At 66.3% G+C, this 20254-nt stretch carries 20 protein-coding genes; 6 read left to right on the forward strand and 14 right to left on the reverse strand.

All coding sequences use genetic code 11. The annotated features are described in order from the left end of the window. Window positions 1-54: 54 nt before the first annotated feature. The 3 genes from fabB to LRG10_RS04745 form a co-directional block, all read right to left on the reverse strand. Complete coding sequence (fabB, locus tag LRG10_RS04735) at window positions 55-1272, reverse strand: beta-ketoacyl-ACP synthase I (RefSeq protein ID WP_201167231.1); 1218 nt, start codon at window positions 1270-1272, stop codon at window positions 55-57. A 38-nt stretch (window positions 1273-1310) separates the two neighbouring features. Further along, window positions 1311-1835: a bifunctional 3-hydroxydecanoyl-ACP dehydratase/trans-2-decenoyl-ACP isomerase gene (gene fabA, locus LRG10_RS04740; RefSeq protein WP_201167229.1), complete on the reverse strand. Its 525-nt coding sequence runs from the start codon at window positions 1833-1835 to the stop codon at window positions 1311-1313. Between the two features lie 175 nt (window positions 1836-2010). Further along, window positions 2011-2526, reverse strand: coding sequence for a DUF4168 domain-containing protein (locus LRG10_RS04745; RefSeq protein WP_201167227.1), 516 nt, complete (start codon window positions 2524-2526; stop codon window positions 2011-2013). Window positions 2527-2746: 220 nt separating this feature from the next. On the opposite strand from LRG10_RS04745, the gene LRG10_RS04750 reads away from it, so the two are divergent. Next, complete coding sequence (locus tag LRG10_RS04750; protein WP_238634809.1) at window positions 2747-4300, forward strand: peptide chain release factor 3; 1554 nt, start codon at window positions 2747-2749, stop codon at window positions 4298-4300. Here the strand turns inward: LRG10_RS04750 and LRG10_RS04755 are convergent. After that, a complete protein-coding gene (locus tag LRG10_RS04755; RefSeq protein WP_201242522.1) occupies window positions 4297-5496 on the reverse strand; it encodes a TraB/GumN family protein in 1200 nt (399 codons plus the stop codon). The two genes, LRG10_RS04750 and LRG10_RS04755, sit on opposite strands and share 4 nt — an antisense overlap. A 72-nt stretch (window positions 5497-5568) precedes the next feature. On the opposite strand from LRG10_RS04755, the gene LRG10_RS04760 reads away from it, so the two are divergent. After that, entirely contained in the window at window positions 5569-6321 is a 753-nt protein-coding gene (locus LRG10_RS04760) for a zinc-dependent peptidase (protein ID WP_238634810.1), read from the forward strand. Between the two features lie 60 nt (window positions 6322-6381). On the opposite strand, the gene LRG10_RS04765 is transcribed toward LRG10_RS04760, so the two are convergent. Together LRG10_RS04765 and mobB are read right to left on the reverse strand one after the other, a co-directional pair. Next, a complete protein-coding gene (locus tag LRG10_RS04765; protein WP_201167217.1) occupies window positions 6382-8283 on the reverse strand; it encodes a propionyl-CoA synthetase in 1902 nt (633 codons plus the stop codon). A gap of 149 nt (window positions 8284-8432) precedes the next feature. Then, window positions 8433-9056, reverse strand: coding sequence for a molybdopterin-guanine dinucleotide biosynthesis protein B (gene mobB / locus LRG10_RS04770; RefSeq protein ID WP_201167215.1), 624 nt, complete (start codon window positions 9054-9056; stop codon window positions 8433-8435). 106 nt (window positions 9057-9162) lie between these two features. On the opposite strand from mobB, the gene LRG10_RS04775 reads away from it, so the two are divergent. From LRG10_RS04775 to LRG10_RS04790, 4 genes are all read left to right on the forward strand, one after another. Continuing rightward, window positions 9163-10140, forward strand: coding sequence for a D-2-hydroxyacid dehydrogenase (locus tag LRG10_RS04775; RefSeq protein WP_201167212.1), 978 nt, complete (start codon window positions 9163-9165; stop codon window positions 10138-10140). Between the two features lie 105 nt (window positions 10141-10245). Then, window positions 10246-11019 carry an SDR family oxidoreductase gene (locus tag LRG10_RS04780; RefSeq protein ID WP_201167208.1) on the forward strand — a complete coding sequence of 258 codons (774 nt, stop codon included), beginning with the start codon at window positions 10246-10248 and terminating at the stop codon, window positions 11017-11019. Window positions 11020-11318: 299 nt separating this feature from the next. After that, complete coding sequence (locus LRG10_RS04785) at window positions 11319-11885, forward strand: cytochrome b/b6 domain-containing protein (RefSeq protein ID WP_201167206.1); 567 nt, start codon at window positions 11319-11321, stop codon at window positions 11883-11885. Window positions 11886-12078: 193 nt separating this feature from the next. Beyond that, complete coding sequence (locus LRG10_RS04790; RefSeq protein ID WP_238634811.1) at window positions 12079-13230, forward strand: aminotransferase class V-fold PLP-dependent enzyme; 1152 nt, start codon at window positions 12079-12081, stop codon at window positions 13228-13230. Here the strand turns inward: LRG10_RS04790 and holB are convergent. The 8 genes from holB to fabD form a co-directional block, all read right to left on the reverse strand. After that, a complete protein-coding gene (gene holB, locus LRG10_RS04795) occupies window positions 13206-14261 on the reverse strand; it encodes a DNA polymerase III subunit delta' (protein ID WP_238634812.1) in 1056 nt (351 codons plus the stop codon). The two genes, LRG10_RS04790 and holB, sit on opposite strands and share 25 nt — an antisense overlap. After that, window positions 14258-14905, reverse strand: a complete 648-nt coding sequence (tmk, locus tag LRG10_RS04800) for a dTMP kinase (RefSeq protein WP_201167200.1) — start codon at window positions 14903-14905, stop codon at window positions 14258-14260. Before tmk ends, holB begins: the two co-directional genes overlap by 4 nt. Further along, window positions 14902-15927 (reverse strand): endolytic transglycosylase MltG, encoded by a 1026-nt coding sequence (gene mltG, locus LRG10_RS04805; protein WP_238634813.1) that lies wholly within the window; start codon window positions 15925-15927, stop codon window positions 14902-14904. The genes tmk and mltG overlap by 4 nt, the downstream gene beginning before the upstream one ends. Then, the gene (gene pabC / locus LRG10_RS04810) at window positions 15924-16790 is read right to left on the reverse strand and encodes an aminodeoxychorismate lyase (protein ID WP_238634814.1); all 867 of its coding nucleotides are present in this window, start codon (window positions 16788-16790) and stop codon (window positions 15924-15926) included. Before pabC ends, mltG begins: the two co-directional genes overlap by 4 nt. A gap of 13 nt (window positions 16791-16803) precedes the next feature. Continuing rightward, window positions 16804-18048, reverse strand: coding sequence for a beta-ketoacyl-ACP synthase II (gene fabF / locus LRG10_RS04815; RefSeq protein WP_238634815.1), 1245 nt, complete (start codon window positions 18046-18048; stop codon window positions 16804-16806). An 87-nt stretch (window positions 18049-18135) separates the two neighbouring features. Then, on the reverse strand, window positions 18136-18375 hold the full coding sequence (gene acpP / locus LRG10_RS04820; protein ID WP_011814030.1) for an acyl carrier protein: 240 nt from the start codon (window positions 18373-18375) through the stop codon (window positions 18136-18138). A gap of 134 nt (window positions 18376-18509) precedes the next feature. Then, window positions 18510-19265, reverse strand: coding sequence for a 3-oxoacyl-ACP reductase FabG (gene fabG / locus LRG10_RS04825; RefSeq protein ID WP_201167196.1), 756 nt, complete (start codon window positions 19263-19265; stop codon window positions 18510-18512). A gap of 35 nt (window positions 19266-19300) precedes the next feature. Continuing rightward, on the reverse strand, window positions 19301-20254 hold the full coding sequence (gene fabD / locus LRG10_RS04830) for an ACP S-malonyltransferase (protein WP_201167194.1): 954 nt from the start codon (window positions 20252-20254) through the stop codon (window positions 19301-19303).

A 20254-nucleotide genomic window follows, 5' to 3' on the forward strand; every position in this document is an offset into this window, starting at 1 on the left:
TTACGCCCTAATCGCTTGGAGGCCAGCGGCGCCGGGGTGCCGGCACCGCCCCGTTCAGCCGTCGAAACGGCGTAGTGCCAGCGTTGCGTTCGTACCACCGAAGCCGAAGCTGTTGGTGAGCACGGTAGTCAGCTTAACCCCCTCGCGCGTCTCGGTGACGATGGGCACGTCACCTGCCTCGGGGTCGAGCTGCTCGATGTTGATCGAGGGCGAGATAAACCCTTGCTCCATCATCAGGAGCGAGTAGATGACTTCCTGGACCCCGGTGGCGCCCAAGGAGTGGCCGGTCAGCGACTTAGTCGACGACATCGGCGGCATGCTGTCCCCGAAGACCTCCCGCGTGGCCTCGAGCTCGGTGATATCGCCGGCCGGGGTGCTGGTGCCGTGGGTATTGATGTAGTCGACCGGCCCTTCGACGTCTTCGAGGGCCTGGCGCATGCAGCGCGCCGCCCCCTCTCCGGACGGGGCGACCATGTCGTAACCATCGGAGGTCGCTCCGAAGCCAACCAACTCGGCGAGGATCGGAGCGCCACGCGCCTGGGCATGCTCAAGCGACTCGACCACGACCATACCGCCCCCGCCGGCAATCACGAAGCCGTCGCGGCTGGCATCGTAAGGGCGGGATGCCTGCTCGGGGGTGTCGTTGTACTTGGTCGACAACGCGCCCATGCCGTCGAATAACTGGGTCAGCGACCAGTGCTCCTCTTCACCGCCCCCGGCGAAGATCAGGTCCTGTTTGCCCAACTGAATCTGCTCCATGGCCGCCCCGATGCAGTGAGCACTGGTCGCACAGGCAGAAGTGATGGAGTAATTGAGGCCCTTGATCCGGAACGGTGTCGCCAGGCAGGCCGAGACGGTGCTCCCCATGGTGCGCGTGACGCCGTAAGGGCCGATCTTCCGGACCCCACGGCTGCGCAAGGTCTCGGTGGCGCTGACGATATTCGCTGTCGACGCGCCGCCTGAACCGGCGATCAGGCCAACACGCGGGCTCGAGATGGAATCGTAGTCCAGGGCCGCATCGGCGATCGCCTGGTCCATGGCGATGTAGCTGTAAGCGGCGGCATCGCCCATGAAACGCAGGGATTTGCGGGGGATGTGATCTTGGAGATCGATGTCGCAGCTGCCGGCGACGAGGCTGCGCAGGCCGACCTCCTCGTATTCGGGCTGGTAACGAATCCCGGACCTGCCGGCCCGCAAAGACGCCGTGACTTCATCGCGGCTGTTGCCGATGCACGACACGATGCCCAGACCGGTAATTACCACTCGACGCACGATATTCCTCCTGTCACTCCTGGCGTCCGCGCCTGATCCTATGCCCCGTTCAGCTCGCCGGTGTTCTGGAAGAGCCCGACTTTCAGATCAGTAGCTTCGTAGATCGTCTCGCCGTCGACAGACACGCTGCCATCGGCGATCCCCATGACCAGCCGGCGGTTGATCACGCGCTTCAGCGCCACATTGTACGTAACCAGCCGATTGTCCGGGAGTATCTGTCCGGTAAATTTCACCTCGCCGCAACCCAGCGCGCGACCGGCCCCGTTGCCTCCGATCCAGCCGAGGTAGAAGCCGACCATCTGCCAGAGTGCATCGAGACCCAGACAGCCGGGCATCACCGGATCGCCCGGGAAGTGGCAGCGGAAAAACCAGAGTTCCGGATGGATGTCCAGCTCAGCGACCACCTCACCCTTGCCGTACGTCCCGCCGTCATCATTGATCCGGGTGATGCGGTCGAACATGAGCATGTTCGGGCTCGGGAGCTGGGGGTTCCCCGGGCCGAAGAGCCGGCCATGACCGCTGAGCAGGAGTTCGTCTCGGTTGTAGCTGTGTTGCTTGACCATGCGACCTTCTTGGAGAGTTCAGCGTCGAAAGAGAGGGCGGTTTTGCGCCGGTGCGGCCGCTATCGTACACACTCCCGTCTGAACTAGCCACGCACCCGCTGCCGCACTCGGGCAAAAAAAACCCGGCCCTGCGTGGGGGCCGGGGTGGTTCGGCGCGCGGCTAGGGGCCGAGCGTTCAGCCGCCTTCGCGCTCATGGATCTTGGACGAGACCTCGTCGCGCAGTTCCGGATCCATGTCCATGGCATTGGCGATCTCAGAGTACTCGGGAACGCTCAGGCCGTTGTCCTCGATCGCCGCCACCATCTCATCGTTGGCCTGCTCCTGCAGCTCACGAGCGTCCTCGGCGCCATCGGTACCTTCGATCTCGGAGGTGTACTGCTCTTGGATGTCGATGATGTCCAGATAAGCGTCAACAAAGCGCTCGATCTGGTCGCTGCTGAAGGTGGCCTGGTCAGGCTCCGGCTGGGCCATGCCCGGGTCCTGCTGCTGCATGCCGGGGTCCTGTTGCTCCATACCCGGCTCCTGCTGCTGCATGCCGGGGTCCTGTTGCCCCATCCCCGGATCCTGCTGCTGCATACCGGGATCCTGCTGCCCCATGCCCGGATCCTGCTGGGCCTGGGCGCTCACGCTGAACACCAGCGCCAGGGCAGCTGCCGTGGCAGGGAGCTTGATCCACTGTTGGTTCTTCATGCTGAGGACTCCTCTTGCACCATTACCGAATGTACATGCCGCCGCGACACAGCCGGTCTGCCGTCCGGTCCCGGCGCGCTGCCTGATGCGACATCACCAGGCCCGCTCAGGTTCCCGCCCGGCCATCGGTGCCAGCCTCAGGAGACGACGCAACGGCCGGGCTTCGGGTAGAATCGTACGGTTTCATGATGCGCGGATTCACCCCCGTTCAGGAGACCCGATGCAAGACGTGGCCACCGAGGCAGCGAAGCGACGCACCTTCGCCATCATCTCGCACCCCGACGCCGGCAAGACCACACTGACCGAGAAATTGCTCTATTACGGGGGCGCCATCCAGATGGCGGGCTCCGTGAAGGGCCGCAAATCCAAGCTTCACGCGACCTCCGACTGGATGGCGATGGAGCAGGAGCGGGGGATATCCGTAACCTCCTCGGTCATGCAGTTCCCCTATCGCGAGCGCATTCTGAACCTGCTCGACACACCGGGGCACGGAGACTTCTCCGAAGACACCTATCGCACCCTGACCGCGGTCGACTCGGCCCTGATGGTCATCGATATCGCCAAGGGCGTCGAGGAGCGCACCGTGCAGCTGATGGACGTCTGCCGGATGCGGGATACGCCCATTACGACGTTCATCAACAAGCTCGACCGCGAAGGCCGTGACCCGGTCGAGGTTCTCGACGAGGCGGAGTCGGTCCTGCGCATCCGCTGCGCGCCGGTGACCTGGCCGCTGGGGATGGGCCGGGGCTTTCGCGGTGTCTACCACCTCAACCTGGACCAGGTGCGGCTGTTCGCCGATGGCGAGGTCATCCAGGGGCTGGACAACCCGCGCCTTGACGAGCTCTTCCCGGGAGAGGTGGACGAGTGGCGCGAGCAGATCGAGCTGGTCCGCGAGGCCAGCGATTCCTTCGATCCTGAGGCTTACCTCGCCGGGCGCCTGACGCCGGTCTATTTCGGTTCGGCGGTTAACGACTTCGGCATCCGCGAGCTGCTGGACGACTTTGTCGAGCATGCCCCGGCGCCGCGCAGCCGCGATGCCGGCCGCGAGGTCCACGCCGACGAGGGGCGTTTCACCGGATTCGTCTTCAAGATCCAGGCGAATATGGACCCGCAGCACCGTGATCGCATTGCATTCCTGCGCGTCTGTTCAGGTCGTTTCGAGCCCGGCATGAAGCTCTACCAGGTACGCACCGGCAAGAGCATGAAGATCCCCCGCGCCACCACCTTCATGGCCAGTGACCGCTCCCATGCCGAGACGGCGGCTCCCGGGGATATCATCGGTATCCACAACCACGGCACCATCATCATCGGCGATGCCTTCACCGAGGGCGAGCCGCTGCATTTTACGGGGATCCCCGACTTTGCACCGGAGCTCTTCCGTCGCGTCGTTCTTCGGGATCCGATGCGAATGAAGGCCTTACAAAAAGGACTTGAACAACTGTGTGAAGAGGGGGCAACCCAGCTATTCCGCCCGCTACTCGGCAGTGACTGGATCGTCGGTGCTGTCGGCACCCTGCAGTTCGACGTGGCTGCGTACCGCCTGCGCAAGGAGTATGGCGTCGAGTGCACCTTCGAGGGCGTCCAGGTCTACACCGCACGCTGGGTGACCGGCGACGATCCCAAGATGCTCGAACGCTTCCGGGAGCGCAACGAGTCCGCGCTGGCCTGGGACGGCACCGGGGCGCTGGCGTATCTCGCCCCGACCCGGGCCAACCTCGAGCTGACCCAGGAGCGCTGGCCGGACCTGGGCTTCCACGCAACGCGGGACCGCTAGGCGGCGATCAGCCGCTCGATGATGCGTGCACCGGCCAGATAGGTGCCGATGGCCGAGCCCAGTGAGGCAAAGAAGAATACAAGCAGGGTGCGGGCCACCCGGTTGGTCCACCACCCGCGCCAGTGGGCCACATGTTGACGCAAGGCGCGGAAATCGCCGACCCGAGGCCGCCGCACGGTCAGCTCGATGGCGGCAGCCACGAAGCCGGCGCCGATGGTCGGATTGAGCGAGGTCAGGGGGGCGGCCAGGAAGGCGCCAGCCACGGTCACCGGGTGGCCGTAGGCGAGGGCTGCTCCCAGTGCCGAGAAGCCGCCATTGATCAGCACCCAGGTCGCAACCAGAGTCCAGCCCAGCTCCGGGCTGCGGCTAAATCCGATGACGAAGCCGGAGATGATCACGATGGCCACCAAGTAGGCCAAGTAGCGTGGCCAGCGTGCCGGCGGCGGCATCCGATCCAGCGCCTCGCGCTCGACCCCCGGATCCTCCCAGGCCTGCCCCAGGTACCGCGCCACCCCCTCGAGGTGTCCGGCGCCGAGCACGACGAGGACACGCTTGTAGCGCCCAGCCGCGGACTCCAGCAACCGCGCGGCCATATAGCGATCCCGCTCATCGATCAGTGGCTGGTACAGGGCCCGGCTGCTCTGGGCCAACTCGCGGAATGTCGACTCCAGCAGGTCCCCCTGCTTGAGCCGCTCCACTTCCTCGCTACTGATTCGCTGGGAGGAGGCGAGGCTGCCGATCAGGCCGCCGATCAGGCCAAAGCGTTGCCACCAGGGCACGTTGCGATAGAGCCGCCGCATGGTAACGCCGACCTCCCGGTCCACCAGCACCAGATCGGCGCCCTGGCGTTCGGCCCCAGCGGCGGCTGCCTTCATCTCTGCCCCGGGGTCCACGCCGAGCTGCTCGGCCAGGCGCTGTTGATACGCCCCCAGGGCCAGACTGGCCATGACCAGCCCACCACGCCCCTCACGGAGTGTCTGGAAAAGATCCATCCGCTCCAGGTGGTCGGGCTCGCGGAAGGCGCGCAGGCGGCTCTCGCAGAGCTCGATGGCCACCGCGTCGTAGGCGCCGCCGGCCACTTCACGCTCGACCTCTTCGGTACTGGCCCGGGAGATGTGCGCCGTGCCCAGGAGTACGAACTCGGTGCCGTTAACGTTGATGTGCTTGCGCGGACCGCAGGGGGTGGTTTCTGGCATGATCGGCTTTCCAGTGGCAACGGTGGTGGATTATGACCCAGGCGAGCCCAAGATCCCAAGGGAGGCGTGGACGTGGGATGGCTGCGTAATTGGCGCCGCCGCCGTGTTGCCCGCGCTTACAGGCTCTCGCCCGGCGCCTGGAGCCGCGCCGAGGCAGCGCTGCCCGGGCTGCGCCGGCTGGATGCTGCCAAGCGGCAACGCCTGGCAGCCGTTGCGGCTGCGCTGGTTCACGAGAAGCGCTTCGAAGGCCTGGCCGGCGTTACAGTCGATGCGCAAGCCATCGACACAGTGGCACTGCAAGCTGCTGTGCCCGTCTTGGAGCTGGGACTGGACTGGTATGCGCCTTGGGCGACCGTCCTTCTGTATCCAGCCGGCTTCATCGCCACCCATGAGTACGAGGATGAAGACGGCATCGTGCACATCGAGGAGGGACCGTTAATCGGCGAGGCGTGGGAAGGGGGCCCGCTGGTCCTCTCCCTTGAGGACGCCCTGGAACCGGAGCCGGGTAGCAGCGTGGTCATCCACGAGTGCGCGCACAAGCTGGATATGGGTCAGGGCGCGGTCAACGGGCTGCCGCCGCTGCCGAGCGGGATGGCCGTCGAGGACTGGTCGGCGGCCTTCCTGCCGGCGTTCAGCACGATGGAGACCTACGCGGCGGAAGAGGGGAGCGACGCGGCCCCACTCGACCCCTACGCCGGGCAGGATCCCGGTGAATTCTTCGCGGTAGCCACGGAGACCTTCTTCGCCGACCCGCGGCGGCTGCGCCGATCCTTCCCGGCGGTTTACGAGCAGCTTGAGCGGTTCTATGGCTGGTCACTGGGCTAGGCGCCCCGGCGCGGGGGCCCCGTGGGGCGCGGCGCTTTGGCCGCGCCCGACACGGCGACGTCAGGTGTGACGTCCCAAATTGTAGGCCTGAATCGCATCCGCGATCTCGTCCAGGCTCGAGACGTCGTCGATGGTCGAAGGAGTGGGAACCTGCTCGCGCGCCTCCTTCGCGAGCGTCCGGATACTCTTGCGCAGGATCTTCCCGGAACGGGTCTTGGGCAGTTTCTGGACTACGGCGACCCGGCGCAGGGAAGCAATGGCGCCAATCTCGTTGCGGATCATGCCGGTCAGATCCGACTCGATGCGCTCTTGGTCGATGTCACTGCCATCCTTGAGCACCACGAAGGCCACCGGCAGCTCGCCCTTGGTGTCGTCGTGGATACCAACCACAGCGCACTCGGCCACTGCCGGGTGATCGCCGATGACCTCTTCCATCTCGCCGGTGGAGAGGCGGTGGCCGGCTACGTTGATCACATCATCCACCCGGCCCATGACGTAGACGTAGCCGTCCTCGTCGATGAACCCGCCATCCGAGGTGTCATAGAACCCCGGAAAGCGCTCCAGATACGACTTCTGAAAGCGGGCCTCGTCGTTCCAGAGGGTCGGCAGGCAGCCCGGTGGGAGCGGGAGCCGGATGGCCAGGTTGCCCTGTTCACCTGCCGGTAATTCGCGGCCGGAGTCGTCCAGTACGCGGATATCGTAACCGGCCATGGGTACGGTGGCGGAACCGCTCTTGACGGGCATGGGCTGAATACCCATTGGGTTGGCGACGATGGGCCAGCCCGTCTCTGTCTGCCACCAGTGATCGATCACCGGCCGTTGCAGGGTCTGTGAGAGCCACTCGTAGGTAGGGGGGTCGAGTCGCTCACCAGCAACAAAGACGTTCTCCAGGCAGGAGATGTCGTAGCGCTGCAGATGGCGCGCCTCGGGATCCTCCTTCTTGATGGCGCGGAAGGCGGTAGGAGCGGTGAAGAAAGCCTTGGCGCGGTACTCCGAGATCACCCGCCAGAAGGCACCGGCGTCGGGGGTGCGCACCGGCTTGCCCTCATAGACCACTGTGGTGCAGCCCCGAATCAAGGGGCCGTAGACGATGTAAGAGTGGCCGACGACCCAGCCGACGTCGGAGGCAGTCCAGAAGACGTCCCCCGGGTGCAGGTCGTAAACAGCTCCAAGACTCCAGTTCAGCGCCACGGCGTATCCGCCACTGTCCCGGACGACGCCCTTGGGTTTCCCGGTGGTACCCGAGGTGTAGAGGATGTAGAGCGGATCGGTGGCATCGACAGGCACCGGATCGGCCGGAGCGGCACCCGCTAAGCCGGTGTGCCAGTCCAGATCCCGTTCCTCGTCCCATTCCACCCCGGCCTGCGGGCGACTGACGTAGATCACCCGCTCCGGCTTGTGCTCCGCACGGCGCAGGGCCTCGTTGACCAGTGGCTGGTACGGGATAACCCGGTCGACCTCGATTCCGCAGCTCGCGGTGAGCACCACCCGTGGGCTGGCATCGTCGATCCGCACGGCGAGCTCGTTGGCGGCGAACCCACCGAACACCACCGAGTGGATGGCACCGAGCCGTGCACAAGCGAGCATGCTGATGACCGCCTCCGGGATCATCGGCATGTAGATGACCACCCGATCACCGCGGCCGACCCCCAGATCGCTCAGCATCCCGGCGGCGCGCGCCACCTCGTCGCGAAGCTGTCGGTAGGTGTACTGTTCTTTACCGCCGCTAACCGGTGAGTCGTAGAGGAGGGCGGGCTGATCGCCCCGGCCGGCATCGACATGCACGTCGAGCGCCAGCTGGGCGACGTTCAGGCGTCCTCCGCGAAACCAGCGTTGTCGTCCCTGTTCATCCTCCGCGAGGGCTGCTTGGGGCTCGGTCATCCACGCCAGGCGCCGCGCCTCGCGTAACCAGAACCCCTCCGGATCGTTGATCGACTCCTGATAAGTCTCCTGATAGCTCATGGCTCCCCTCCCTCCGTTGGGGGTGTCGCCGTCCCCGGGCTTATGCTTGTTATCGACCCGCGCGTACGCCCGCGCCGGTCCGCTCAATGTAACCCCGGTCCAGGCTGCAGGGAAGGGCAAGTACGCTTTTAACTTATTGATTCGACTTGTTAATAGTGAGGTGCCGGATTGCCGTCAGTACGCGCAATAATGCCGTGGATGCATTGCTCGACGAATGCTGCGATAGCGGCCTGGTCATCGAGATCCAGGCAGGGCAGCCCCGAAGGCACAGCCTGTGGCTCATCGGTGGCGACACCGAGTATCCCGGGTGCCCGGAAATCGGGGCGATCGGTCCCGGTGCGCTGGCTGTGGACCAGCAGTTGCCCGGCACCGCTGTGGCGGAATCCCTCGGCGATGATGACGTCAGCCCGTTCAGGGTCGATGGCCTGAAGCCGCCTGACGAGCAGATCCTCATCCCGCTCGGCAGTCGGGGTTTCGGTCAACAGCGCCCAGCGCCGAGCGGAGACCACCAGAACCTGCTCGGCGCCGGCCTCCCGAGCCCGATAGCTGTCCTTGCCCGGACGATCCATGTCAAAGCCGTGGTGGGCATGCTTGACCACGGCCGGGGACCAGCCACCGCGACGCATCCGCGCCACGAGCCCGGTGAGCAGGGTCGTCTTGCCCGCCCCCGAGTACCCGGTGACGGCGATAACCGGCCGGAGGGCCGGCAAGCGTGCCGCTTGCTGCAGGGCGTCTTCCGGAGGGGGCGGGCAGTGTCCACAGCCTGGCGGCATATTTTGTCGCCTCCTGTCTCAAGAGCTGAAAGATCATAGAATAACGAACAGGCTGTCGCGCAACCGCGCGCCAGGTGGTCTATTAACTGACACCCAGGGCCACGCTATGCACACCGCCTTCCTCGATGCAGGATCCCTCGATCTTGGAGATCTCGATCTCGGCCCGCTGCAACGGGTGGCTGATCCACTCGAGTGCTACCCCCGGACCCGTCCCGAGGCGCTGCTCCCCCGGCTCGAACCCGCCGAGGCGGCGATCGTCAACAAGGTCGTCATCGACGCTGAGGCCCTGGCCCGTCTTCCTAACCTGAGACTGATCGCGGTGGCGGCCACGGGCACCAACAATGTAGACCTGGACGCGGCCCGCGAACGGGGGGTCACCGTCGCGAACTGCCGGGGCTACGGGACCACTGCGGTGGCGCAGCACACGCTGGCCATGATCCTCAACCACTTCACGCGGATCCCCGCGGCCACGGCGCGGGTCCGGGCGGGGGAGTGGTGCAGCAGCGCCCATTTCAGCCTCATCGACTCCGGTCAGCGCGAAATATCCGGCCGGTGCCTGGGCATTCTCGGCTACGGCACCCTGGGTCAGCGGGTGGCGGCTTATGCCGAGGCCCTGGGCATGAAGGTCCGCGTAGCGGAACGGCCCGCAGCCGCGACCTGTCGCAGTGGCCGTGTGCCGTTCTACGACCTGTTACCCGAGGTGGATGTCCTGAGTCTACATTGCCCGTTGACGGAAACGACGGCCGGAGTCATCGACGCGCAGGCCCTGCGGCTGATGCGCCGCGATGCTTTACTGGTCAATACCGCTCGTGGGGGCCTGATCGATGAGCCGGCGCTGGCAGCGGCGCTGCGTAACGGGGAGATCGGTGCAGCGGCACTGGATGTTTTGACCAAGGAACCACCGCCACCGGAGCATCCGCTACTGGCTGCGGATCTACCGAATCTGGCGGTCACTCCGCATAGCGCATGGTCTGCGCTGGAGGCACGACAGCGCATTGTGGGGCAACTACGTGACATCCTGGCGGCCTTTGCAGCCGGAGAAGTGCCACCGAACCAGGTCGTCGGCCCGGACAACGACCCGTAAGGCGCTGACTGGTTACACTGGGTTTTTTCCTTGAATCGGAGCGGGGCCCGGTCCACACCCGCCCGGGTGGGGACGGGTCGCTGGGATCGAGTGAAGGAGTGCAGGATGAAGTGGCAGGACAACGATCTGGTCTTGGTAACCGGTGGCGGTAGTGGCCTAGGCAGGGCCCTGGTGCGCGGACTCGCCCGGGACGGGGCACAAGTGCTCACGGTAGGGCGGCGTGCCGAGCCGTTGGGCGAGACCGCCAGTGTCGCTCCTGAGCGCATCCGCACGTTGAGTGCAGATATTGCCAACCCGGAGGATCGCGCCCGCATTGTTGATGCTGCTCAGGGGTGGCGAGTCCGCGCCGTGGTCCACAACGCCGGTCTGCTAGACCCGGTGGGACCGCTCAGAGAGGTAGACCTCGAGGCCTGGCGACAGGCCATGGCCGTTAACGTCGAGGCTCCGGTCTTTCTCACCCAGGGGCTGTTGCCGCGCATGGAGCGGGGCAGCCGTATCCTGCATATCTCCTCGGGAGCGGCACACAAGCCATCGATGGGGTGGGGGGCCTACTGCACCAGCAAGGCCGCGCTGTTCATGATCTATCAGGTCTACCGGGACGAATTGTGGCGGGACGGTATCCTGGTGGGGTCCGTTCGCCCGGGTGTCGTGGATACCCCGATGCAGGATCACATCCGGACCCAGACGCCGGAGCGCTTCCCGGCCGTAGACCGATTCATCAAGCTCAAGCAGAACGGCCAGCTCCATACTCCGGAGGACGCCGCCGACTTCGTCCAGTGGGCGCTGCTGGAGACAGGCGACAAGCAGTTCATCGAGCAGGAATGGAACATCAGCGACGAGGACCACGCCCAGCGCTGGCGTGAGACCCGACAGGTCTGAGCACAGCGACACCCTGTAGGGCAATGGAATATTTTTTCCATTAATGAGGGCTGAGTCAGGGATCACAGCATAGGCTATCGTTGTCCCACCTGGTGCGCACCTAGCTTGTTGACCCCGCGGGAAACCGTCTACGGGGACATTGTTGTACACAAGTTGTACTTTTATGCTTGGGCGCAGTGGCTGAAACAATTCGCCACACCCTGCCTCCCGGCTGCGGCGTTTGGGTCGGGAGACCTCTGTGAATGGCCGGCCAGGGCTAAAGGCCCGCAGGCCGGCGCATCCGAGCGATGGGAGGACTCATGGAGCAGCGCACCATCTATGTCTGGGACCCGGTGGTACGTGGCAGTCACTGGCTGATCACGCTCCTGTTTGCGGCCTCGTTCTTTACCGCTGTGATCGGCGAGATGCCCGCCCACCTGTGGGTCAGTTACTTGCTGACCGTGGTCGTGCTGGCGCGGATCGTCTGGGGATTCGTCGGGCCGCCACAGGCGCGTTTCTCGCACTTCGTGCCGGGGCCGCGTGCGTTGATGGCGCATCTGCGTGCGATGAGCACCGGAGAGGACCGTCGCTATTTGGGCCATCCGCCGCAGGGCGGTGTGATGGCAGTGATCCTGCTCTTGGGACTGGTGATCGCGTCCGTATCAGGCATGATGCTGCCAGCGCTGGATCGCGGCGCGGGTCCGCTTGGGTTCCTGTACGGGGCGCAACTGCCTGGGGAGTTGATCTCGGATGTGCACATCGTGAGTTCTTATACACTGCTGGCCCTGGTCGGCATGCACATCCTCGGCGTAACGCTCTCCGGTCGGCGTGAGAAGCAGAACCTGACCGCTGGTATGGTCGATGGTTACAAGCGCCCGAGTAGCTGAGGCGAAGAGAGACGGAAACAAGCCGAAACAAGCCCATGGCAGCGTGGCGGGAGAGCCGCGCTGCTTGCGTCTAACATAATTTAACATAATATACCTTCCGCGGCTCTCCGGGTGACCCCGATCGCACGGGTGACTGAGCGGCCAGCCTGCCGACAGCCCGGCGACGGGCCGGTATACTCGCCCCCCGGATCCGATGGCAACGACAAAGGCAACGGCAATGGCCCACCCGGAGTTCCCGCTCGACCCGAACCTGGTCTATCTCAACCACGCCGGGGTCGGCACCTGGCCGCAGCGGACTCGGGATGCCGTCCACCGATTTGCCGACGAATGCCTCCATCGCGGAGCCGCGGACTATCCCAACTGGCTGGAGGCGGAAGACCGTCTACGGGCCCGGCTGGCACGACTGATGGGTGTCGCTGGTGCCGTGTCGGACATCGCCCTGGTGCCGAACACCTCGGCGGGCCTCTCCATGGTCGCCCACGGGGTGACCTGGCAGCCCGGCGACGAGGTGATCATCAACGACCAGGAATTCCCCTCCAATCGCTGGGTCTGGCAATCCCTGGCCCGACACTACGGCGTCCACGTCCGTCAGGTGCGACTGAGCGACGGCGCCACGCCGGAGGACGCCCTCATCGACGCCCTGACGCCACGCACCCGGCTGCTTCCGATCAGCAGTGTCCAGTACGGCACGGGACTGCGCATGGACCTGGAGCGGCTGAGTAACGCCTGTCGCGAGCGCGGCGTCCTGCTCTGCGTCGATGCGATCCAGACGCTGGGCGCCCTTCAGCTTGCCGTGGACGCCGATTTCATTGTCGCGGATGGACACAAGTGGATGCTCGGCCCGGAGGGGATCGGCGGGCTGTACGTCCATCCCCGGGTGCGCGATGAGCTGCGGATCTGGCAGATCGGCTGGCATATGGCCGAAGATCTGGGCGCCTTCGACCGACCCGACTGGGATCCCGCCGGCACCGGCCGGTGCTTGGAACCCGGTAGCCCGAACCTGCTTGGCAGCCACGCCCTCGAAGCGAGCCTGGCGGTGCTCGAGGATGTCGGCTTGAAGGAGGTCGAGCGGCGCGTCCTGACGAACGCCCGGGAGGCCATGGAAGGCGTCCGGCGCCACGGTTTCGAGCTGGTGACACCGACTGAAGCGGATCGCCACGCCGGTATTGTCACCTTCCGCGTCCCGGGCGCCGACCCGGAGCGCCTCCTGGCGGCTCTGCGCGCCCGCGATGTTGCCTGTGCCTCGCGTTGTGGCGGCATCCGTTTCTCGGCGCACTTCTACAACACGGCCGAGGACCTGGAGGAAGCCTGGCGGCGGCTTCAGGCCTGCCTGGCGGCCGAGTGACCCACGGGCCGCAGGGCTGCGGTCAGGTCGAGGAGGATCGCCTCCGCGGCCAGACGTCCATTCAGGGGTTGCTCCAGGCTGCGCCGGTGCTCGCCGATGCGCAGGAACGTCTGGTGCAGCGACTCCGGCGATGCCTGCCGAATCAGCTGTTGCGCCAGGGTTGAGGGCAGCAGCCCGCGATCCGGTGCGCCGTGGCGCTGACGCAGCAGATCCGCGAGGATCGCCGAAACCGCGTCGGCCAACGCCTCCGGCGCCCGTTCCCAGGTCTCTGCCTCTTTGACCGGATCGCCACCGGCACTCAACCGATGAAGCTGCTGGAGCAATGCCTCGTACCCCTCAAGGCCCTGTTCGCGGAGGATGCGCTCGGCCGCCAGCGGCATGCCGCCGGCCAGCGCCAGTGCCTTGTCTGCCCGCTCAGCCCCGGCCGCGGCACGCTCGATTAGCCACTGCCGTGCCGTGCCCCAAGGCGGTGGCGACAACCCGCGCACCGTGCACCGGCTGCGTACGGTCGGTGGCAGCCGCCCCGGTCGCCCGGTAGCCAAGATGAGGAACACCCCTGCGGGCGGCTCCTCCAGTGTCTTGAGCAGGCTGTTGGCCGCTGCGCGGTTGAGCCGGTCGCACGGCACAATCACCGCGACCCGGCTGCCGCTGAGCTGCGCGCTCAGATGCAGGAAATCGACCAGCCCGCGGACGCTATCGACCACGATTTCGCCGCGCTCGCCACCGCGGCTGGGGCTGAGGGTGCGCAGATCGGGGTGGGCCCCGCCACCGGTCAGACGACAGCCACGGCATTCCCCGCAGGGCCGCTGTCCGCCCTCCTCCCCCCCCTGACAGAGCAGCGCCCGGGCCAGGACGCCGGCCAGCAGCCTCTTTCCGAGTCCGGTTCGCCCAGTCAGCAGCAGGGCGTGATGCAACCGACCCTGGTCGTGCAGGGCGAGCAGCCGGTCAAGTTCCGGGAGCAGCCAGGGCGGGAGCTGGCCCCGTCCCTGCCCCGGCGGCACCCAGTCCGGATGCTCGGGTGCTTCGCTCATGACGCACTCCGCGCCGGGAGCAGGTCGGCCAGTGCGGCGCGTGCCTGGCGGGCCACGTCGTCTTCCGGCCGGTTCGCGTCAATGCAACGGAAGCGCGTTGGTTCCGCTGCGGCACGACGGGCGTAAGCGGCGCGCGCCGCAAGGAAGAACGGGTCCTGCTCCTGCTCGAAACGATCCTCCCCGCTGCCCCGACTGGCGACCCGGGAGCGTCCGACCGACGGATCCACATCGAGCAGCAGCGTCCGGTCAGGCACGAAGCCCCCGTGGACCCACTGCTCCAGTACCGCGATCCGTTCATCACCGAGCCCGCGGCCGCCGCCCTGATAGGCGTAGGTGGCGTCCGTAAAGCGGTCGCTGACCACCCAGCGCCCCGTGGCCAGGGCTGGATGGATGACCTGCGCGAGGTGCTCGGCCCGCGCGGCGAAGACGGTCAACGCCTCGGCCTCTGCGCTGAGACCGCTGTACTGCGGGTCGAGGAGCGCGCCGCGCAGGGCCTCGCCGAAAGGCGTGCCCCCAGGCTCGCGGGTGAACAGCGGCCGCTCGATGCCGGCCTCTTCCAGCATCTGCTCGATGGCCCGCAGACAGGTGGTCTTGCCGGCCCCTTCCAGCCCTTCGACGGTGATGAAACGGCCTCGCTCCGTCACTCCTCCTCCAGGATGTAGCGTCGGACGGCCTCGTTGTGCTCGTCCAGCGTGTCCGAGAAATGGTGGCTGCCGTCGCCGCGGGAGACGAAATAGAGCGCACTGCCCGGCTTCGGGTCGACAGCCGCTTTCAGAGAGGCCCGCCCGGGAAGGGCGATCGGGGTCGGCGGCAGGCCGTGGCGCGTGTAGGTGTTGTAAGGCGTATCACGGCGCAGATCGGATCGGCGCAGCCGCCCGTCGTAGTCTTCGCCCAGGCCGTAGATCACGGTTGGATCCGTCTGCAGGCGCATGCCCTGCTCCAACCGCCGCGTGAACACCCCCGCCACCTTCCGCCGCTCGTCATCACGGCCGGTCTCGCGCTCGATGATCGAAGCGAGGGTGAGTACCTCGTAGGGATCTTCCAGGGGCAGTTCCGGCCGTCGCTCGGCCCACACGCGGGCCAGTTCCTGACGCATCTGCCCGAACGCCACGCGCAGCAGATCACGATCCGTGGTACCGCGCGGGAAATGGTAAGTAGTGGGGAAGAACATCCCCTCGGGGTGTCGCTCCCCGAGGCCGAGTTCCTCCATGATCTCATGATCGGGGATACCCTCCAGCGTCTGCTCTACAGCATCGTGTCGGCCCAGGGCCTCGCGCAGGCGTGCAAACGTCCAACCCTCGACCACGGTGAGCGGGTGGAGCTTGACCCGGCCGGCGCGCACCCGCGCCAGGAGCTGACGGACGGTCATGCCCTGCTCCACCGCGTACTCGCCCGCTTTGAGCTCAGCGGAGATACCGGTCAGGCGCCCGTAGATCCGCAGCCCGAATCGCGTCGCCCCGGAGATCCAGCCCCTCGCCTCCAGTTCCCGCCCCAGGGCGTGCAGCGAACTGCCCCGCGGAACCTCTAGGGTCTCGGGCGGATCACTAACGGCCATAGGGCGCTGGTCGAGCTCGTAGAACAGCCAGCCGCCGCCGACGATCGGCAGAAGCACAAGCACAAGCACCGGGGCGAGGATCCACCAGCGCCGCCGGGATGCGCGCGTCACCAACGCCCTTCTCCGCCAACCTCGGGCGGGTCCACCAGCGGCGTGAGCCCGCGACTGCCGATCTGCTCGAGATAGCCGCGACTAACCTTCCCGACTGGGACCCAGGTCCCGGCCACCGAGCGGACCGGCCAGAGGCCGATCAGGCTGTTGGTCAGGAAAACCTCGTCCATCTCGGCGAATTCACCCGGATAGAAACCGCGTTTCTCCACCCGCAGGCCGAACGCCTCGGCCTGCTCCACGATCCAGCGGCGCATCACGCCGGCCACGCCCGAGTGGGTCAGCGGCGGCGTCAGCAACACCCGGTTCCGGACCGCGAAGACGTTGGTCGCGGTACCCTCCACGATGAGCCCGTCGGCATCGAGCATCAAGCCCTCGGCGATGGCCGCATCCCGCCACTCGGAACGGGCCATCACCTGCTCCAGGCGATTGAGGTGCTTGATACCGGCCAGCCGGGGCTGCGCACTGATGCGCGTCCGGCAGAGGCGGACATCGACCCCCTGCCAGCGTTCCGGCGGGATCGCCGGCGGATTGTGAAGCGTCAGGATGCGGGTGGGGATCGGCCGGGACGGGGGCAGGTAGCCGCGCCCTTCACTGCTGCCCCGGGTGTAGACCACCTTGAGCACCCCGCTCTCCACCTTTTCGGTAAGAAAGCGGGCCTCTTCTCGCAGGGTCGCCAATGGTGGCTCCGGGAGCCCCAGCTGCCGCGCCCCGTCCAGCAGCCGGTCCATATGGTAGTCCCATAGACACAGCCGCCCCCGATTCACCGCTATGGTTTCGAACAGACCGTCGCCATAGGCCAGGCCACGGTCCTCGGCATCCAGGGCCGTATCCGCTCTGCCGTTGACCAGTTGCTTACGGCTCAAGGGCCCCCACTTCTCAGCTCGCCTTGCGAAAGATCAGGGAAGCGTTCGTCCCGCCGAATCCGAAGGAGTTGCTGAGTACGGCCTGCAGCCGCTGTTGCCGCGCCTCGCCGGGTACCAGATCGAGACCGGCGCAATCGGCCTCCAGGTGATGGAGATTGCAGGTCGGCGGAATGATCCCGTCGCGCAGCGCCAACACGCTGAATACCGCCTCCAGCCCGCCGGCGGCGCCGAGCAGATGCCCGGTCACCGACTTGGTGGAACTCATGGCCACCTCGCCGGCCCGATCGCCAAACAGGCGCTTGACGGCCGCCGCCTCGGCCAGGTCGCCGACCTGGGTCGATGTACCGTGGGCGTTGATGTAATCGATATCCGCGGGTGCCATGGCGGCGTCTTCAAGGGCCCGCGCCATACAGCGCTGCGCCCCCTCGCCGCTCTCGGCAGGCTGCGTGATGTGATGGGCATCCGAGCTGGTGCCGAACCCGGCCAGCTCGGCCAGTATGGTCGCCCCGCGCGCTCGCGCATGGGCATAGGACTCCAGCACCAAGACCGCCGCGCCTTCGCTCAGGACGAAACCATCGCGATCGACATCCCAGGGGCGACTGGCCGTCGAGGGATCATCGTTGCGACTCGACAGCGCCCGCGCCGACGAGAACGCCGCCAGTCCCAGCGGGGTGATGCACTTCTCCGCACCGCCGGCGATCATGACGTCCGCGTCTCCGGCGGCAATCATGCGGGCGGAGACACCGAGGTTGTGGGTGCCCGCCGCGCAGGCGGTGACGGTTGAGAGATTGGGGCCGCGCAGCCCGTAGTGGATCGATAGGTTCCCGGCCGCCATATTGATCACGCTGCTCGGCACCAGGAAGGGAGAGACCTTGCGTGGCCCACCCTCCATCAGGGCCTGGTGGCCCGTCTCGATCCCCAGGATACCGCCGATGCCGGAGCCAACGGACAGCCCGATCCGGTCCGCGTTGTCCTCGCGGATCTCCAGGCCGCTCGACTCCAGGGCTTCGGCACAGGCGCCGAAGGCATAGTGGATGAACGGGTCCATCCGCCGTGCTTCTTTGCGCGGCAGATACTGGGACACATCGAAGCCCTCGATCGTCCCGCCGAACTGGACCGCGTAGGCGGACGTATCAAACTCGGTGATGGTCCGGATCCCGCTGCGGCCCTCGGTCACCGCGGACCAGGCTTCATCAGCGGAGTGACCGACCGGAGAGACCACCCCCAGCCCGGTTACGACAACGGCTCGATCATCCATACCCTTGTGCCCTTCGGGGCGCAGAATGTATCGGGGCCGGTCCACCGGACCGGCCCCGCTGCGCCTTCAGACTGTGGCCCGTGGGGGTTACCCCTCCAGGTGCTTCTTGATGTAGTCCACGGCCTGCTGGACCGTCGTGATCTTTTCGGCTTCCTCGTCGGGGATCTCGCACTCGAACTCCTCCTCGAGCGCCATCACGAGCTCGACGGTGTCCAGCGAGTCGGCGCCAAGGTCGTCCACGAACGAGGCCTCACCAGTGACCTCTTCCTCTTTGACCCCCAGTTGCTCGACGACGATTTTCTTGACGCGATCTTCGATGCTGCTCATTAAAAGGTCCTCCGAGGTTCTAATTGGCGCAGTCTTCCGGCTGCGGCGCGTATTGTAGGGGAACAGTTCGCTGAGTACCAGAACGCCCCAGCGGAATCCTGAACCATTTACAAGATACTGTTTAACAACGAGTTTTAAGCCATGTGCATGCCGCCGTTGACGTGCAGTGTCTCGCCCGTGATGTAACCGGCGGACGGCGAGGCCAGGAAAGTCACCGCCGCGGCGATATCCTCCGGGCTGCCAAGCCGCTCTAGGGGCACATTGCCAATCAGCGCCGCCCGCTGCTCCTCGCTCATGGCGGCCGTCATATCCGTCTCAATGAATCCGGGCGCTACCGTGTTCACCGTGATGTTGCGCGCACCGAGCTCCCGGGCCATCGACTTGGTCAGGCCCATGATGCCGGCCTTCGCCGCAGAGTAATTGGCCTGACCGGCGTTGCCCATGGCCCCGACGACCGAACCGATGTTGATGATGCGCCCGCCGCGCGCCTTCATCATGCCGCGCAGGCACGCCTTGCTCATGCGGTAGACGGAGCTGAGGTTCGTGTCGATGATCTGATCCCACTCATCATCCTTCATCCGCATGAGCAGGTTGTCGCGGGTGATGCCGGCGTTATTCACCAGGATGGTTGGCGCCCCGAAGTCACGGCCAATGGCGCCCAGCACCTCGGCAATCTGCTCCGAGTCGGTGACATCCAGTGCCATCCCGGTGCCCATAAGCCCGGCCTCCGACAGGCGCTGCCGAATTCCCTCGGCGCCCTGCTCGCTGGTGGCGGTCCCGATGACCGTCGCGCCGGCGCGGCCGAGGGACTCCAGAACGGCTTGGCCGATGCCCCGGCTCGCCCCGGTTACCAGGGCGATATGCCCCTGCAGGTCGTCTTTGCCGTGCACGCTGCCTCCTTCAAACAAAAGCTGTCCGGATGGGGTTAGCTGGTCGCCGGGAAACGGCGCAGCATGTCGTCCAGAGTGTCCGGCTCGCTGAGCGATCCGCCCTGAAGGCTGCGCTCAATCCGGCGAGTCAGTCCGGTCAGAACCTTGCCCGGGCCGCACTCCGCCAGGACCTGAACGCCTTCGCCGCTCATCTTCTGGACCGTCTCCGTCCACCGCACCGGGTTCGCCAGCTGCTCGACCAGCCGGCGGCGGATCGACGCAGCGTCCCGGCTGACCGAGACATCGACGTTGTGGATGACCGGACGGCGCGGCTCCTCGATCGCTACTTCCTCGAGGCGCTGGGCCAGACGCTCGGCGGCTGGCTGCATGAGGCTGCAGTGGGACGGCGCGCTGACTGGCAGCGGCAGAACTCGCTTGGCGCCGGCCTCCTTCGCGGCGGAACCGGCCCGTTCCACTGCCTCCTGGTTGCCGGCGATGACCACCTGTCCCGGCGCGTTGAAGTTGACGGGCTGCACGACGGCCCCCTGGGCGGCGCCGGCGCAGATCTCCCGGATCTTGTCGTCCTCAAGCCCGATGACCGCCGCCATGGCGCCCTCGCCGGCCGGCACGGCCTCCTGCATGTAGCGACCGCGCTCGGCCACCAGCGCGGCCGCATCGGCGAGCTGCAGCGACTCGGCAGCCACCAGCGCGCTGTACTCCCCCAGGCTGTGTCCGGCCAGCACCGCCGGCTCCGCACCGCCTCGTTCCTGCCAGACGCGCCACAGCGCCACGCTGGCGACCAGGATGGCCGGCTGCGTACGATCGGTCCGATCGAGTTCCTCAGCTGGCCCGTTCGCGATCAGTTCCCAGAGATCGTAACCCAGCGGCTCGGAGGCTTCGCCGAAGGTCTCGCGGACCGTTTCGTCTTCCTGCCAGGCCGCCATCATCCCGACCGCCTGGGAGCCCTGGCCGGGAAAGACCATTGCAAATTCCGGGGTGTGATTGCTCAT

This window comes from Halorhodospira sp. 9628 (assembly GCF_022228075.1).
GTDB lineage: Bacteria > Pseudomonadota > Gammaproteobacteria > Nitrococcales > Halorhodospiraceae > Halorhodospira > Halorhodospira halophila_A.

Coding starts and splice junctions, on each gene's coding strand:
- fabA (WP_201167229.1), bottom strand. CDS start 1,835: ATGGTCAAGCAACACAGCTACAACCGAGACGAACTCCTGCTCAGCGGT.
- LRG10_RS04745 (WP_201167227.1), bottom strand. CDS start 2,526: ATGAAGAACCAACAGTGGATCAAGCTCCCTGCCACGGCAGCTGCCCTG.
- LRG10_RS04750 (WP_238634809.1), top strand. CDS start 2,747: ATGCAAGACGTGGCCACCGAGGCAGCGAAGCGACGCACCTTCGCCATC.
- LRG10_RS04755 (WP_201242522.1), bottom strand. CDS start 5,496: ATGCCAGAAACCACCCCCTGCGGTCCGCGCAAGCACATCAACGTTAAC.
- LRG10_RS04765 (WP_201167217.1), bottom strand. CDS start 8,283: ATGAGCTATCAGGAGACTTATCAGGAGTCGATCAACGATCCGGAGGGG.
- mobB (WP_201167215.1), bottom strand. CDS start 9,056: ATGCCGCCAGGCTGTGGACACTGCCCGCCCCCTCCGGAAGACGCCCTG.
- LRG10_RS04775 (WP_201167212.1), top strand. CDS start 9,163: ATGCACACCGCCTTCCTCGATGCAGGATCCCTCGATCTTGGAGATCTC.
- LRG10_RS04780 (WP_201167208.1), top strand. CDS start 10,246: ATGAAGTGGCAGGACAACGATCTGGTCTTGGTAACCGGTGGCGGTAGT.
- LRG10_RS04785 (WP_201167206.1), top strand. CDS start 11,319: ATGGAGCAGCGCACCATCTATGTCTGGGACCCGGTGGTACGTGGCAGT.
- LRG10_RS04790 (WP_238634811.1), top strand. CDS start 12,079: ATGGCAACGACAAAGGCAACGGCAATGGCCCACCCGGAGTTCCCGCTC.
- holB (WP_238634812.1), bottom strand. CDS start 14,261: ATGAGCGAAGCACCCGAGCATCCGGACTGGGTGCCGCCGGGGCAGGGA.
- fabF (WP_238634815.1), bottom strand. CDS start 18,048: ATGGATGATCGAGCCGTTGTCGTAACCGGGCTGGGGGTGGTCTCTCCG.
- acpP (WP_011814030.1), bottom strand. CDS start 18,375: ATGAGCAGCATCGAAGATCGCGTCAAGAAAATCGTCGTCGAGCAACTG.
- fabD (WP_201167194.1), bottom strand. CDS start 20,254: ATGAGCAATCACACCCCGGAATTTGCAATGGTCTTTCCCGGCCAGGGC.